Origin of the sequence: Sphingomonas sp., assembly GCF_013812825.1 — a bacterium.
In the GTDB taxonomy this organism is placed as follows: domain Bacteria; phylum Pseudomonadota; class Alphaproteobacteria; order Sphingomonadales; family Sphingomonadaceae; genus Sphingomicrobium.
In genome coordinates this window covers 1-13,823 of the sequence record NZ_JACCSU010000030.1, presented here as the reverse complement: position 1 = coordinate 13,823, position 13,823 = coordinate 1, and the positions used below count along the sequence as shown (strand labels likewise).

13 protein-coding genes are annotated in these 13,823 nt (G+C 66.1%); 5 read left to right on the top strand and 8 right to left on the bottom strand.

Annotated elements, in window-relative coordinates; translation table 11 throughout:
- Both H0T81_RS04245 and nhaA read left to right on the top strand, forming a co-directional pair.
- On the top strand, positions 1–1,260 hold a 1,260-nt coding region (locus H0T81_RS04245), incomplete at its 5' end, for a M23 family metallopeptidase (protein ID WP_294010190.1).
- 91 nt (positions 1,261–1,351) lie between these two features.
- A complete protein-coding gene (gene nhaA / locus H0T81_RS04240; protein WP_294010187.1) occupies positions 1,352–2,527 on the top strand; it encodes a Na+/H+ antiporter NhaA in 1,176 nt (391 codons plus the stop codon).
- 15 nt (positions 2,528–2,542) lie between these two features.
- On the opposite strand, the gene H0T81_RS04235 is transcribed toward nhaA, so the two are convergent.
- The 8 genes from H0T81_RS04235 to H0T81_RS04200 all read right to left on the bottom strand — a co-directional run bounded on the left by H0T81_RS04235 (position 2,543) and on the right by H0T81_RS04200 (position 10,914).
- Complete coding sequence (locus tag H0T81_RS04235) at positions 2,543–4,186, bottom strand: DUF87 domain-containing protein (protein ID WP_294010193.1); 1,644 nt, start codon at positions 4,184–4,186, stop codon at positions 2,543–2,545.
- Between the two features lie 100 nt (positions 4,187–4,286).
- On the bottom strand, positions 4,287–5,054 hold the full coding sequence (locus tag H0T81_RS04230) for a TIGR02186 family protein (RefSeq protein WP_294010184.1): 768 nt from the start codon (positions 5,052–5,054) through the stop codon (positions 4,287–4,289).
- Complete coding sequence (locus H0T81_RS04225; protein ID WP_294010181.1) at positions 5,051–5,959, bottom strand: sulfite exporter TauE/SafE family protein; 909 nt, start codon at positions 5,957–5,959, stop codon at positions 5,051–5,053. Before H0T81_RS04225 ends, H0T81_RS04230 begins: the two co-directional genes overlap by 4 nt.
- Before the next feature lie 86 nt (positions 5,960–6,045).
- Positions 6,046–7,188, bottom strand: coding sequence for a hypothetical protein (locus H0T81_RS04220; RefSeq protein ID WP_294010178.1), 1,143 nt, complete (start codon positions 7,186–7,188; stop codon positions 6,046–6,048).
- A complete protein-coding gene (locus H0T81_RS04215) occupies positions 7,185–8,555 on the bottom strand; it encodes a glycosyl transferase family protein (protein ID WP_294010175.1) in 1,371 nt (456 codons plus the stop codon). Before H0T81_RS04215 ends, H0T81_RS04220 begins: the two co-directional genes overlap by 4 nt.
- Positions 8,556–8,760: 205 nt before the next feature.
- Positions 8,761–9,501 (bottom strand): hypothetical protein, encoded by a 741-nt coding sequence (locus H0T81_RS04210; RefSeq protein ID WP_294010172.1) that lies wholly within the window; start codon positions 9,499–9,501, stop codon positions 8,761–8,763.
- Between the two features lie 138 nt (positions 9,502–9,639).
- Entirely contained in the window at positions 9,640–9,912 is a 273-nt protein-coding gene (locus H0T81_RS04205) for a hypothetical protein (RefSeq protein WP_294010170.1), read from the bottom strand.
- 99 nt (positions 9,913–10,011) lie between these two features.
- Positions 10,012–10,914 (bottom strand): IS1595 family transposase, encoded by a 903-nt coding sequence (locus H0T81_RS04200; RefSeq protein ID WP_294010168.1) that lies wholly within the window; start codon positions 10,912–10,914, stop codon positions 10,012–10,014.
- 136 nt (positions 10,915–11,050) lie between these two features.
- On the opposite strand from H0T81_RS04200, the gene H0T81_RS04195 reads away from it, so the two are divergent.
- The 3 genes from H0T81_RS04195 to H0T81_RS04185 form a co-directional block, all read left to right on the top strand.
- Positions 11,051–11,548 carry a hypothetical protein gene (locus tag H0T81_RS04195; RefSeq protein WP_294010166.1) on the top strand — a complete coding sequence of 166 codons (498 nt, stop codon included), beginning with the start codon at positions 11,051–11,053 and terminating at the stop codon, positions 11,546–11,548.
- A gap of 27 nt (positions 11,549–11,575) precedes the next feature.
- Positions 11,576–12,769, top strand: a complete 1,194-nt coding sequence (gene rlmN / locus H0T81_RS04190; protein WP_294010163.1) for a 23S rRNA (adenine(2503)-C(2))-methyltransferase RlmN — start codon at positions 11,576–11,578, stop codon at positions 12,767–12,769.
- Between the two features lie 10 nt (positions 12,770–12,779).
- Positions 12,780–13,823 (top strand): cyclopropane-fatty-acyl-phospholipid synthase family protein (locus H0T81_RS04185; protein ID WP_294010161.1); only part of this gene is annotated, 1,044 nt, incomplete at its 3' end.

Sequence of the window (13,823 nt, the reverse complement as noted above, 5' to 3'; positions counted from 1 at the left end):
GCGCTCGCCGTGCTGTGCGCCGGGATAGCGCTCGCCGCCCTGGCGCCCGCGTCCGCCGCTTCGGGCTCCGACGATCACCAATGGCAGGCGCTCGCCATCGCGCCGCTGTCGGCCGGCGCGCATACCGGGCTGCGGATGGTCGCGACCCCGGCGGTCGAACCGATCGAGTTCGCGCCCGACCGGCCGACAATCGAGCTGGCGATGACCTACGGCGCCGGGGATTCGATGCGCGCTTTGCTGGCCCGCGCCGGAGCCTCCCATAACGACGCAGCCAGCGCAGCCGCGATGATCGTCGCCGCCACTCCGCCGATCGCGCCCGGCACAAGCGTTTCGGTCGTCCTCGGCCCGCGCGACGGCGCTCGCCGGGCGATCGAGCGGGTCAATCTTCGCTCCAGCCTCGCGATGCGGCTCGAAATCGTCCGCGATGAGGCCGGCGCGCTGCAGCTGGTCAAGCATCCGATTCCCGTCGACACCCGGCCGCTGCGGGTGCGCGGGCGGGCCGGCGACGGCCTCTACTGGTCGCTTCGCGCCGCCGGAGTTTCGCCGCAACTGGCGGCGGAATATCTCCAGGCGCTGGCGAGCGAAATCGACGTCGGCAGCGAGATTGCCGCCGACGACCGCTTCGACCTGGTGATCGCCAGCCGCAAAGCGGCGACCGGCGAGCGCCAGACCGGCTCGCTGCTCTATGCCGGCATCAACCGCTCCGCCGCTCCCGACCTGCAATTGGTCAAATGGGGCACGCGCGGCCGCTTGTCCTGGGTCGACGCCGCCGACATCGGCCGGCCGGCCGCGGCCGGGATGATGTGGCCGGTCGCCGGCCGGATCACCTCGGGGTTCGGCTATCGAGTCCACCCGATCCTGCGCTTCGCACGCATGCACCGCGGAATCGACTTCGGAGCCAGCTGGGGTAGCCCCGTCGTCGCCGCCGCCGACGGCCAGGTCGCCGCCGCAGGCTGGGCCGGCGGCTACGGCCGGCAGGTCCGGATCGCGCACGCCGGAGGGATCGGCACGAGTTACTCGCACATGAGCCAGATCGTCGCCCAGCCCGGCAGCCATGTGCGCCGAGGCCAGCTGATCGGCTATGTCGGCTCGTCGGGCCTGTCGACCGGACCGCATCTCCACTACGAGGTCTATCGCGGCGGCCAGCCGGTCAATCCGTTGAGCGTGCGCTTCACCAATGCGCCTTCGGTCGACGGCGCGGAGATCGCGGCCTTCAAGGCCCGGTTGAAGGCGCTGCTCAGCGTCGGCGTCAAAAGCTAGCAATCGCGCGCGCGTCCCTTCGGACGCGGCCAGCTGAACGGAAAGCGGCGGGGGTGGCCAACGCCGCTTTGCGGGCTATGTCGGCTTGCAAATGGCGACCGCTACCAAACCGACTTCCGTCCTCCGCTCCTTCCTCCGCAGCGAAGCCTCGGGAGGGATCCTGCTCATCGCCGCGGCCGCGCTTGCGATGGCCCTGGCCAACAGCCCGGGCGCGCCCGCCTATTTCCGGGTGCTGGACCTGTATCTGGGCCCGTTGACGCTGCTCCACTGGATCAACGACGCGCTGATGGCGGTGTTCTTCTTTCTCGTCGGGCTGGAGATCAAGCGCGAGCTGGTCGACGGCAATCTGTCGACCTGGCGCGACCGGCGATTGCCGATCATCGCCGCCGCGGCGGGGATGTTCCTGCCGGCGGCGGTTTATCTCCTCATCACCGGCGGCTCGCCCGAGCTGGCTCCGGGCTGGGCCATTCCGGCGGCCACCGACATCGCCTTTGCGCTGGGCGTTCTGGCGCTCCTCGGCCGCCGGGCGCCGGCTTCGCTCAAGCTGTTCCTGACCGCGATCGCCATTGTCGACGACATCGGCGCCGTGCTCATCATCGCCGTCGCCTACACCGACGGCGTCAACCTGGTCGCGCTGGTCGCGGCCGGCCTCATCGCCATGCTCATGTTCGGAATGAACCGGGCGGGGGAAACGCGGGCCGCGCCGTTCGTCGCTCTGGCCATCGCGCTGTGGATCGCCGTGCTGTTATCGGGGGTCCATGCGACGGTCGCCGGAGTGCTTGCGGCACTGACGATCCCGGTGGTCCGGAGCCCCGGCGCTCCGGATTCGCCCAGGTCGATGCTGCACCGCCTCGAGCATTCGGTGCAGCCGTGGGTCGCTTACCTGATCGTGCCCCTGTTCGGATTTGCGAATGCCGGAGTGTCCCTCGCCGGGCTCACCTGGGCCGGGCTGGTCGCGCCCTTGCCGCTCGGCATCGCCGCCGCGCTGGTTGTCGGCAAGCAGGTCGGGATTTTCGGCAGCGTTCGATTGGCCGTGGCGCTCGGCATCGCCCACCGGCCGCGAGGAACCAGCTGGCTCCACATCTACGGAGTGTCGCTGCTGTGCGGGATCGGCTTCACGATGAGCCTGTTCATCGGCGGCCTGGCCTTCGACGACCCGGCTTACGCCTCGGCGGTCAAGATCGGAGTGCTGGCCGGTTCGCTGCTGTCGGCGCTGCTGGGCTACCTGCTGTTCCTCGCGGCTCCGCGTCGCAAGGCGGTGCGCTGAAGCAACCGGCTGGCGTCAGCGGCCGTGCCCGCGCCACCGCTTGATGGTGCGCTGGATGATTCCTTCCTCGTCGCCGGTCTGGCACCACAGGGATGCAAAGCTCGGGTCGGACGAGGCCGGGCGTTTCTCCGGCTCGAGGTCGTCGAACCGCACCCGAAGCGGGATCGCGACGCCCTCGCCGCAGACAATGCACTCGCGGTTGCGGAGCGCCGGGATCGCGTCGAGGAAGCCGCGCGCGCCCTCGGGCATGGCGGCGCGAACGCACGCCTGGTCGCGGTCGTTGTTGAGGCGCATGGCGATGATCGTTCCGCACTGCGACAGAACGCCTTCGGCAAGGTCGGACGGACGCTGCGTGATCAGCCCGAGGCTGACTCCGTACTTACGGCCTTCCTTGGCGATTCGCTCGAGGATCCGGCGCACCGCCTGGCCCGAGCTGTGCTCGTCCTTGGGCACGTAGCGGTGAGCCTCTTCGCAGACCAGGAGCAGCGGACGCTGCGCCTCGGTCCGCGACCAGATCGCATAGTCGAACACCATCCGGGCGAGCACCGACACGACCACCGAGGTGATTTCGGACGGGACCCCGGACACGTCGACGATCGAGATCGGCCGGCCGTGGCTGGGAAGGCGGAACAGCTTGGCCAGCAGCGCGCCCATCGTGTCGGACACAAGCATGCCGGAAAACATGAACGAATAGCGCGGGTCGGCTCGGATCTCGTCGAGCTTGTTCTTGAGGCGCTGGAACGGAAGCGTGTCGCCCGACCGGTCGAGCTTGCCCATCTCGTTGACCAGGATCGCGTTGAGGTCGGTCAGCAGGTACGGGATCGGCGAATCGACCGTCACCTTGCCGAGCTGCTCGAGGTTCTTGCCCTTGGTGCGCGCCGCGAGCAGCAGCTTGGCGAGAATGTCGGCATCGCGGTCGCGCTCGGCGCCCTGGGTGGTCAGCAGGACCTCGCAATGCTCCTCGAAGTTCATCAGCCAGTAGGGCAGCTGCAGATTGTCGACGTTGAACAGCTCGCCGCAACCCTTGAACGCGGCGGAATATTCGCCGTGCGGGTCAATCATGACGATATGACCCTCGGGCGACAGCTGCGAAATCCGGTGCAGGATCAGTGCGACCGAGGTCGACTTGCCGGTGCCGGTACTGCCCAGCACCGCGAAGTGTTTCGACAGCATCGCGTCGACGTACAGAGCGCCGCGGATGTCGTCGGTCGGATAGACGGTGCCAATCTCGATGTGCGCGCGGTCGTCGGCGGCGAACACCGCTCGAAGATCGTCGGAGGTCACCGGATGCACCGGGCAGCCGGGGATCGGGAACTTGGTGACGCCGCGGCGGAAATGGCTGAGCTTGCCGGACGAATCGCGATTGCCTTCGCCCAGGAAGTCGACGTTGGCGACGATCTCGCTGCCGTCCTCGCTGCGCATCGTGCGGACGTTGGCGATCAGCCAGGTCGAGCCGACGATCATCTTGACCTGGCTTCCGACCTGCCCCGACATCGACACCGACGGGTCGGGATGCGGTTCCAGGGTGGCCAGCACGGCGGCGTCGAGCCGAACCTGCGAGCCCGAACCGGCGATCTCGACGACATGGCCGATCGGCGGCAGCGCCGAAGGGGCGGCCGCTTTGCCCGCGGCTCCCGCCTCGTCGCTGAAGCTCCCCATTTCATCGAGGAATTGCTTGAGATTCGGCTGATCGGTCATTCGTGCGCCCTAACCCGGTTAACTTCGGGAAGGTGGTAAGGCCGAGCGGTTAAAATTTGGCTTAAAACCGCCGCCGGAACAGCACTCCGGCGACATAGCCGAGGCCGAGCGACAGGATGACCGAGATCAGGCCGTAGATGAAAGCGTGTCGCCGGGCGGCCAGAGCGACGAACCGCTCGAAGCCGGTCTTGTCGATCTCGATCTCGCGCGTCGCGGCGGCAAGGACCCGGCCGCGGTCGACCAGGAACGTCTCGGCGGTGTAGGTCCCGACCGGCACCTGGCTCGGGATCGAGATGGTCGCCCGGTAGAGCACGCCCTGGCTGATCTCGACGCCGTTCGGATATTCGGCGTAGAGCCCCTGCCGGCGCCTGAGGTCGAGCAGCCCGGCCTCGAAGCGGCGCTCCTTTTCCGGAAGCGCTCCGCTGCCTGGAGACAGCTGCAGGTTCTGGAGGCCGAGCTCGTAGATCGCCGCGGTGCGCTCGTCGACGAGCGCGTTGATCGGCCGCGAAGAGGCGACCGCGTAAAAGGACGGCGCCGAGCGGAAGCGGTTGGAATCGGCGTTCATCCAGATGCCGGCGATCTTCTGCTTTTCGCGGATCACGATCGGCTCGACCGGCCCGCGCAGGACGACGACGATGTCGGCGGGACGCTCGGGCGCCCGGCCGCGCGGATAGAGGATCGCTCCGAACAGCAGCAGCTGGGCGCCGGTGAAGCTGTAGCGGATCTCGACGCTTCGCGACGAAATGTCGGGGACCAGCACCGGCTTGGCCGCCGCGACCAGCAGCAGCGACAGCGCGGCGAGCGCGAGCGAGGCCGTGCGCCGGCTCACAGATATTCGATCGAGTAGATTTCGTCGGGCCGCCAGGCGAGGCCGAGCAGCATCCGCAGCGCCACCAGCAGGATGAGCACCGCCAGCGCGAGACGCAGCAGGTCCGGCTTGAGGCGGGTCGTCAGCATGGCTCCATATTGCGCGCCGATGACTCCGCCGAGCAGGAGCAGAACCGCGAGCACGATGTCGACCGACTGGGTGGTGATCGCGTGGATCAAGGTCGCGGCGGCGCTGACCGCGAGGATCATCACCAGGCTGGTGCCGATCACGACCCGCGCCGACATGCCGAGCAGGTAGATCATCGCCGGGACCATGATGAACCCGCCGCCGATGCCGAGCAGCATGGTGAGAATGCCGGCGATGAAGCCGAGCGCGAGCGGCGCCACCGGCGACACGTACAGGCCGGACGTATAGAATCGCCAGCGCAGCGGCAGCGACGCGACCCAGCGGTTGTGGCGCGGCCGCTCGCTCGACTGCTCTGGAGTCACGTAGCCCAGTGCGACCAAGGCGTCCTTGAGCATCAGCCCGCCGATGCCGGTCAGCAGCAGCACGTAAAGCGATCCGATCACCAGGTCGATCTGGCCGCTCACCTGCAGCATCCGGAACAGGCCGGCTCCGGCCAGCGAGCCGAACAGCCCGCCGACGATCATCACCGCGCCCATCTTCAGATCGACCCCGCCGCGGCGCAGGTGGACCATCACTCCCGACACGCTGGCGCCGCTGATCTGGCTCGCGGCGGAGGCGACCGCGATCGGCGGCGAGATTCCGTAGAACATCAGCAGCGGAGTGGTGAGGAAGCCGCCCCCGACCCCGAACATGCCCGACAGCACGCCGACCAGGAACCCCAGCGCGATGATGAACAGCGCGTTGACCGACTGGCCGGCGATCGGGAGGTAGATGTCCATCGAGCCTGAAATCCCTAGCCGCAAAGCGCGGGCTAGGCCAAGCTACGGCCGCGGACGCAAAGCGGCCCTAGAAGTCGGCCGCGCCTTTAAAAATCAGCAGCAAGGGTGACCGCCGGGCCCGATCCGGGCTCGGCATTTCCAGCCACGCGCTGGCGCCAGTCGAGATGCACGCGCATGTTGTTGCGAACCTTCATCGAGACGCGCGGGCCGGCGTCGACGCGATACAGCCCCGGCTGCACTCCGCCCCACATTCCAAAGCCTGCCGAGAAGCGGCCGTAGAGCGGGCGGGTCAAAGTGAAGCCGCCGTCGGCGAACAGGTCGCGGCTGCGGATCCCGACGACTCCGCCCTGCGCATAGGCGTCGAGGTTGAAGCCCCATGCAATCGGCCGCTGGTAGAGCCCGCCCTCGAGGAACATCGCGAAGGCCGAGCGGCCGCCGCCGGTGCTGCCGATCGCCTGCCTGCGCTCGGCCGTGAGCGATACCGGGATCGAGCGGAACGGGGTCACTTTGACACCCGCCGCGACCTCGCCGCCGCGGGCGCCGCCGACCGGCGAGGAGCTGCGCAGGGTGGCGGCGAGCAGCGGCGAGAAATTGTAGGTGAGCCGGGCTCCGGCCTGGCTTCCGCCGAGCGTCCCTCCGGTCGCCAGCCCGGCCGGGCCCGGCTGGCCGCGCAGCAATGCCCAGGCCGACAATTGCAGCCGGTCGAGCCGCGCCTGCAGCGCCGGCTGGGACAGGCTTTGCTGGCCCGCGGTGGTCGTCGAGCGCCGCGACGGCATCGCCGCCGAGGCGATCCTTGAAAGCGGCCAGTCGTCGAGCTGCGGAATCGGAGAATAGAAGACCGCGGCCGGCTCGGGGGCGATTTCGGTGAGGCGGCTGCGCCGGTGAGCAGGGAGCCATGCCTCGGCAGGGGCCGCTCCTCGCGGGACGCTCGCCGGATAATAATAGATGGGAACCCGGCTTGCCGCGGGCGCGGCGGCGTACATCCACGGTGGCGGCATTGCGGCCGCCGGCTCGACTACCGGCTGCGTCGTCTCCATGCCGAGCGGCTCGATCGCCGGGAATTCGGTCGGGACGATCGCCGGAATGTCGCTGGCGGCGAGAGCGTCCGGCGCCGCTTCGCTGCGTCCCAGCGTAAAGACTTCCGATCCCGGCAAGGCCCCAAGCGTCGCCGCGCGCACGGCTGCCCAGCCGACCACGGCGAGCGCCAGGAAGCGGAGCGAGGCGCTCATGCCGACAGTCCGGTTGGGAAGATGTGGGTGGTCTTGTCCCAGCGCTTGGCGCCGCCGCCAAGATGGATCGAGATCGCTCGGCCCGCGGCGAGGACGGCGATGACGTTGCCGACGACCATCCGCGGGATGGACATCAAGCCCTGGCCGAGGCCGTAAGCCGAGGTGGTGAAGCAGGCGCGCATGAAAATCCGCCAGGCAAGCAGCCAGGCGTTGATCAGCAGCAGAGTGACGAGAGTCGGGTCGAGCCGCGCCTGGACTGGAGCGCCGAGCGCTTCGGCGAGCCAGACCTGCGACCACAGGAACGCCGCCCCGTAGGCCGACAGCAGCAGGACCGCGGCGAGCGGTCCGCGCCGGTCGCGCATGCGCATCCACCGTTCGCCAAGGCCCCCTCGCCAGCCGAGCCGGTCCCAGCCGGCAAGCGCAATGCCGCCGAGCCAACGGGCTTTCTGGCGGACCGCGACGCTGAGGCTGGATGGGAAATGGCCGCGGCTGGCGACGATCGACCGGTCGCCCGGCGTCGCCGGGATGCGCACGAACATGGTCTTGAGGCCGAGCGCTCCAACCCGAAGCCCAAGCTCATAGTCCTCGGTCATGCTGCCGCCGACGAACGGCCGGCCCTCGTGCATCGCGGCAAGCCGGGCGAGCGGCTCGCGGGCGATCGCGCAGCCGACCCCGGCCAGCGGGATCGACGCCCCGACGGCTTCGCGCACCACCATCTCCTTGGCGTGCGCTTCGGCGAACTCGTCGCAGTAATGGCCGCTGATCCAGTTCGAGCCCGGGTCGATGAGCGGCAGCACGGGCAGCTGGATGACTCCGGCCCGGTCGATCAGCCGGTCGAACAGCGACAGCTCGAGCGGGTGGACGACGTCCTCGGCGTCATGGAGCACGACCGCCTTGGTTGCCTGGCCGGTCGTCAGCTCGTGGGCGATCAGCGCGTCGTACAGATAGTTGAGGCAATCGGCCTTGGTGGTCGGTCCATCGGCCTCGACGGAGACGGGTTCGATCCGCTCGTCGACGACGCTGGCGATCGCCGCCGCCGTCGCCGGGTCGTTGCGGTAATAACCGACGAAGATCCGGTAATTCGAGTGCTCGATGCGCTTCAAGGTCGCTTTGAGCATCGACGAGATCACCGCCGCTTCGTCCCACGCGGGAACGAGGATGGCCATGAAGCCCGGCTTGCCGGGGCTGACCAATTGGCTCGCGAACGCCCGCGGATAGCGGCTGTAGATCCTCGCCGAGCGCCACGCCCGGCGGTAGAAATAGATGATGTCGACGGCCAGATCGTTGATTGCGAACAACAGGAAACCGATTCCCGCAAACAGCGCCAGCTCGGCGGCCACCCGAGTCAGAAGTTCGGCTGCGTCCATCGCCGCGGCGCCGCTAACGCGACGCGACGGGCTCAAAGAGGAGTGGGAACGATCGGTCCATTGCGCGGCCCCCTGGCAGCAAATGAAGAACCGAGCAGGACCGCAATCGCATGATTCAGATTAACAAACAAGTTGGCAATTGTATACTTTACAAAGCAGCCAACATGATTCAAAGCGCGGTCTGCGTGACAGGCCGGCGGCTCCGCTATCGGACGAAGAGTTTCAAGATCGACTGAACCAAGCCCGCGAAATCGTCGAGCGTTGTAATGAGAGGTTTCGCCTTAATCGCAGCAGGCTCTGAGAAAGCTACAACGGCGTCCTGTTTGAACTCGATGTGGTAGTCGGCCGCGAGCTGCGCGATTGGTTGGTCAATCGGGTGGCCTGGACCTGCATTGATAAAGTGGATTTTGGAGCCATCGAGGAACCAGCCCCCATCACTTCCCATCACCATTTCTGCGGCCTCTCCGCCTAGGACGATCAGTCTCTGGTGCTTGCGGATTAGGTCTGACGAGTGGAGTGCGTAGAGCATATCATTGCCGCCTGCATACGGCTGGAGCGCGGCGATGGTGGCCTTGTCCTGATCGCTTAGTTTTTTGATCTTTCGTTGAACGTCGCGGCTCTCGAAACCGGCCTTTGTTTTGCCGGTGGGAAAATAGGTGTTGGTGGAATCGGGGTGCCCATTTCGGGCAGCCAGAGTGACGGTAAGTGCGTCAAGAATCGCCCGCATTTCATTGAGGATAACGCCTGCGTGGATTGAGATGTCTTCTGGCACGGGATCGCGCAGATGAAGCTTGTAAATGCGGGTGGGATTGGCCCGCATAAGATCGTAGCTCCAGCGAACCTCCAGTGGATTTGACTGGGTGTAAGCTGTTACTTGTTCGTCCAGGCGGCGGATTTCACCGCGAACCCATTTAAGGCGAGCAAAATGCTCAGCGAGGTCAGTCATGGCAGACACCGATCAAGAGCGAGAGGATGAGGTGCTTCGGCGGATGCTGAACACTCCGCCGACGCCACACAAGCCGCTTAACGAGCGCAAAGGTGAGCGAGCTAAGCCAAAGCCAGTTTGATAGCTTAGTCGCCCTGCTCACTCCGTCCCTTGGCCGGTTGCAAGAGCTGCCCGGAAAACGCGCTGGACCGCGTCTGTGTAATCCATTGCCAAACCAGCCACCGAGTCGGCAGTGCCGATGTCAATTTCTGGTCCGAACTCCGGAACAGCCACAGGTTCAGACATTCGGGCCAATAGCGCAGCCTTTTGTGCATCTGAGAACTCGCGGACTATCTGCGCGAGAAGAAAGCCTAACAACCTTTCGTGCGCGTAGAGTTTGGTGGCGAGTTTGTTGTAATCTTCATCGGACATGGCGCTCCCTCTCGAATGCGATCTGGAGAGCCTAGGCCAGCTTAAGAGCGAGTCCAGCGCTTGCGGCGTCCCCCGTAAACTCGAGGTGGCTGATAATAATCAGGCTGCGAGCGCGTTAGTCCGCCGATAGGTCAGGCGCTTGCCGGCGATGCCGATAAGAGCCTTGTCAGCGCGCACCGTGTCAGTGTCGGCGCGGGTGTTGTAACGGAAATCGAACTCCGCAGTGTAGCGGTGCAAGTGGCACTCGCTCATGTGGTGATAGGTCCCGATGACGCCGCGCTTGAAGATCGAGAAGAAGTTTTCGACCGTGTTGCTGTGGGTATCGCCGCGCACATACTCGAAGCGGTGATCGATTGCACCGTGTGTGGCGAACTCGCGGCCTACATTCTTGTAGAACGGCGCACCGTCAGTGCGAAGGTGTGAGCTGCGGTCAACATGAGTGACGATCAGCGGACGAATGTTGGACGCATTCACATTGGCAACATGGAAGCTGCGAGCATGGCCGCCGCGCTCGACTAGGCAGACAACCGCTTTCTTCGGCGCAACGGTGCGGACCTTCTGATTAGAGCGCGAGCCGCCAACGAAAGTCTCATCGACCTCAACGAACTTGTCAGTGCCGCCCATCGGCCCGTTGTCGCTAGGCTTCATTGCTTCGCGCAGACGGTGGCACATGAACCAGGCGGTCTTGTAGGTGACGCCGAGCATACGGTGGATCTGATGGGCGCTGATCCCCTTCTTGCTGGACACTAGCAGATGATTGCACAGCAGCCACTTGTTGAGCGGCACCTTTGAGCGCTCGAAAACGGTGCCAACGGTGACCGTGAACTGCTCGCGGCAGTTATTGCACTGATACACGCCCTCGCGGTGCTTCTTGCCCTTCAGGGGGGTCGCATCGATCAGATTGCAGTGTGGGCACTCGGCACCATTGGGCCAACGCAGAGCTTCGAGATGCTTGCGGGCCGCTACGGGGTCGATGAAGCGAGGGGCTAGAATGTTGTCCATGTCCCCACTCTACGGAGCTGGTCTGCTTTGTCAAGTATATAATTGCCAACAAGTTCATAAGCCGACACGACCTGGAATCGCGAAGGGGATTTTGCGCCGCTGGCGGTGCGGACCAAGGGTCGGCTATCATCCCGGAATGGATCGTCGGGCCGTATTGTTGATCGCCGCAGCGACGGGTGTCGCGTCGTCGCCCGCCCTCGCCGCCCGGGCCCAGATCCTGTTCGCTCAAGGCCAGTGGGCAGCGGTCCGTTACGGCACCCAGTGCGAAGCGGTCGCCCGGCCGCTGCTGCCGGCGGCGAGGCGCCAGCCCGAATCGCGCGCCGGCTTCAGCTTCAGCCCGGCCGCCTCGCGAGTGGGCGAGTTCCACGCCCGGCTCAGCCGCGTTCCGCGCCGCGGTTCGAGCGTCATGCTGATCATCGGCCAACGCCCGTTCCTGCTGGTCGCGCGCGGCGATTGGGCATGGAGCCGCGGACCGGCCCAGGATTTCGCGATCATCGCTGCGGCGCGGGCCGCGACATCGATGCGGATCGAGTCGCGCGACGGCTCGGGGCGGCGCTTCGCCGACCGTTATTTGCTCGCCGGGGCGCCAACCGCGATCGACGCCGCCGCAGTCGCCTGCGCTGGAAAAATCTGACTCATCGCACTAGATGGGCGGCTTGCAATGAGCGCCGCCACCGCCCTGATGCCGATCCCCGGCTTGATCGATCCCGTGCCGGTGCGGCGCGGGCCCGACCCGCGCGCCGACGGCCGCACCGAGCTCGTCGGCCTGTCGAAGGATGCGATCCGCGCCGCGCTCGAAGCGGAAGGGTTCGAGCCACGCCAAGCGAAGCTGCGCTCCAAGCAGCTCTGGCACTGGATCTACAACCGCGGAGTCAGCGACTTTTCGGCAATGAGCGACATTGCCAAGGCGCAGCAGCCGCGGCTCGCCGAGCGCTTCGCCATTTCGCGGCCCACGGTCGTCGAGGCGCAAGTCTCGTCCGACGGCACTCGCAAATGGCTGCTTCGAACGCACGACGGCAACGACTTCGAGATGGTGTTCATCCCCGACTCCGACCGCGGCACCTTGTGCGTGTCGAGCCAGGTCGGCTGCACTCTCAACTGCACCTTCTGTCACACCGGGACGATGCGGCTGGTGCGCAACCTCGAGCCGTCGGAAATCGTCGGCCAGGTGATGCTGGCGCGCGATGCGCTCGGCGAATGGCCCAACCCCGGCGAAGAGTCGGCAAGCAACTACCAGTCCGAAGGGCGGCTGCTGACCAACATCGTCATGATGGGCATGGGCGAGCCGCTGTACAATTTCGACAATGTCCGCGACGCGTTGAAGATCGTCATGGACGGCGACGGCCTCGGCCTATCCAAGCGCCGGATCACCTTGTCGACCAGCGGCGTGGTGCCGATGATGGAGCGCGCCGGCGACGAGATCGGAGTCAATCTCGCGGTCTCGCTGCACTCGGTTCGGAAAGAAATCCGCGACGAGATCGTGCCGTTGAATCGCAAATATGGAATCGAGCAATTGCTCGAGGCGTGCGCGGCTTATCCGGGCGCCAACAACGCGCGCCGGATCACGTTCGAATATGTGATGCTGAAGGACAAGAACGACAGCGACGCGGACGCGCGCGAGCTGGTTCGGCTGATCCGCAAGTACAAGCTGCCGGCCAAGGTCAATCTGATCCCGTTCAACCCGTGGCCGGGCGCGCCTTACGAATGCTCGTCGGGCGAGCGCATCCGCGCTTTTTCCACCATCATCTTCGAGGCCGGGATCTCGGCCCCGGTTCGAACTCCGCGCGGCCGCGACATCGACGCCGCGTGCGGGCAATTGAAGACCGCTTCCGAGCGCAAGCGGAAGAGCGCATAGGAGCTCGCCCATGGCGATGACCGGCAGGCTGATCGAGCGGCTGCTCAAGCGCGGCGCGATCACCGTCGTCGCTGCCGATGGCAAGCGAACGACCTATGGGCCCGGCGGGGGCATGTCGCTGACCATCCGCTTCAAGGACCGCAAGGTGCCGTTCGAGCTGATGCGCAACCCGCGCCTGGGCCTTGGCGAAACCTATATGGACGGGCGGCTGGCGATCGAGGGCGGCACCATGCTCGACCTGCTCGAGATGATCACCGGCTCCAACCGCTGGGAGGACGGCGGCAAGGGCAAGATCCTGCCGAAGGGCGCTGTCGCCCGCGCCAAAGCCTTTTTCCGCCGCAACGACCCCCGCCGCGCGAGGCGCAACGTCGCCCACCACTACGACCTCAGCGACGAGCTTTACGAAACCTTCCTCGACGACGACCGGCAATACAGCTGCGCTTATTACACCAGTCCCGGCAACAGTCTCGAGCAGGCGCAGTCCGACAAGAAAGCGCATATCGCCGCCAAGCTCGGCCTCAAGGCCGGGCACCGGGTGCTCGACATCGGCTGCGGCTGGGGTGGCATGGCTTTGTACCTCAACCGGGTCGCCATGGTCGACGTGCTCGGGATCACCCTGTCCGAGCAGCAATTGGCGGTCGCCCGCCGGCGCGCCGAGGAAGCCGGCGTTGCCGACCAGGTCCGCTTCGAGCTGATCGACTATCGCAAGCTCACCGGCCCGTTCGACCGGATCGTCTCGGTCGGCATGTTCGAGCATGTCGGCCTCGCCCATTACGACGAGTTCTTCGCCAAGTGCCGCGAGCTGTTGAAGCCCGACGGGGTGATGCTGCTGCACACCATCGGCAAGCTCGGCGCCGCCAAGGCGGCCCCGGACCCGTTTACCGAGAAATACATCTTTCCCGGCCATTATTTGCCGTCGCTCGCCCAGATCGTCGCCGCGAGCGCCAAGGCACGATTGATCGCCAGCGACGTCGAGACGCTGAGGCTGCACTACGCTTACACGTTGCGCGAATGGCTTCGGCGTTTCACCGCGGCGCGACCCAGGATCGTCGAG

Bases quoted from the DNA above. Each gene is read 5' to 3' on its own strand.
- H0T81_RS04200 (WP_294010168.1), bottom strand. From the start codon at position 10,914: ATGGACAACATTCTAGCCCCTCGCTTCATCGACCCCGTAGCGGCCCGC.
- nhaA (WP_294010187.1), top strand. From the start codon at position 1,352: ATGGCGACCGCTACCAAACCGACTTCCGTCCTCCGCTCCTTCCTCCGC.
- rlmN (WP_294010163.1), top strand. From the start codon at position 11,576: ATGAGCGCCGCCACCGCCCTGATGCCGATCCCCGGCTTGATCGATCCC.
- H0T81_RS04215 (WP_294010175.1), bottom strand. From the start codon at position 8,555: ATGGACGCAGCCGAACTTCTGACTCGGGTGGCCGCCGAGCTGGCGCTG.
- H0T81_RS04195 (WP_294010166.1), top strand. From the start codon at position 11,051: ATGGATCGTCGGGCCGTATTGTTGATCGCCGCAGCGACGGGTGTCGCG.
- H0T81_RS04210 (WP_294010172.1), bottom strand. From the start codon at position 9,501: ATGACTGACCTCGCTGAGCATTTTGCTCGCCTTAAATGGGTTCGCGGT.
- H0T81_RS04235 (WP_294010193.1), bottom strand. From the start codon at position 4,186: ATGGGGAGCTTCAGCGACGAGGCGGGAGCCGCGGGCAAAGCGGCCGCC.
- H0T81_RS04205 (WP_294010170.1), bottom strand. From the start codon at position 9,912: ATGTCCGATGAAGATTACAACAAACTCGCCACCAAACTCTACGCGCAC.
- H0T81_RS04220 (WP_294010178.1), bottom strand. From the start codon at position 7,188: ATGAGCGCCTCGCTCCGCTTCCTGGCGCTCGCCGTGGTCGGCTGGGCA.
- H0T81_RS04225 (WP_294010181.1), bottom strand. From the start codon at position 5,959: ATGGACATCTACCTCCCGATCGCCGGCCAGTCGGTCAACGCGCTGTTC.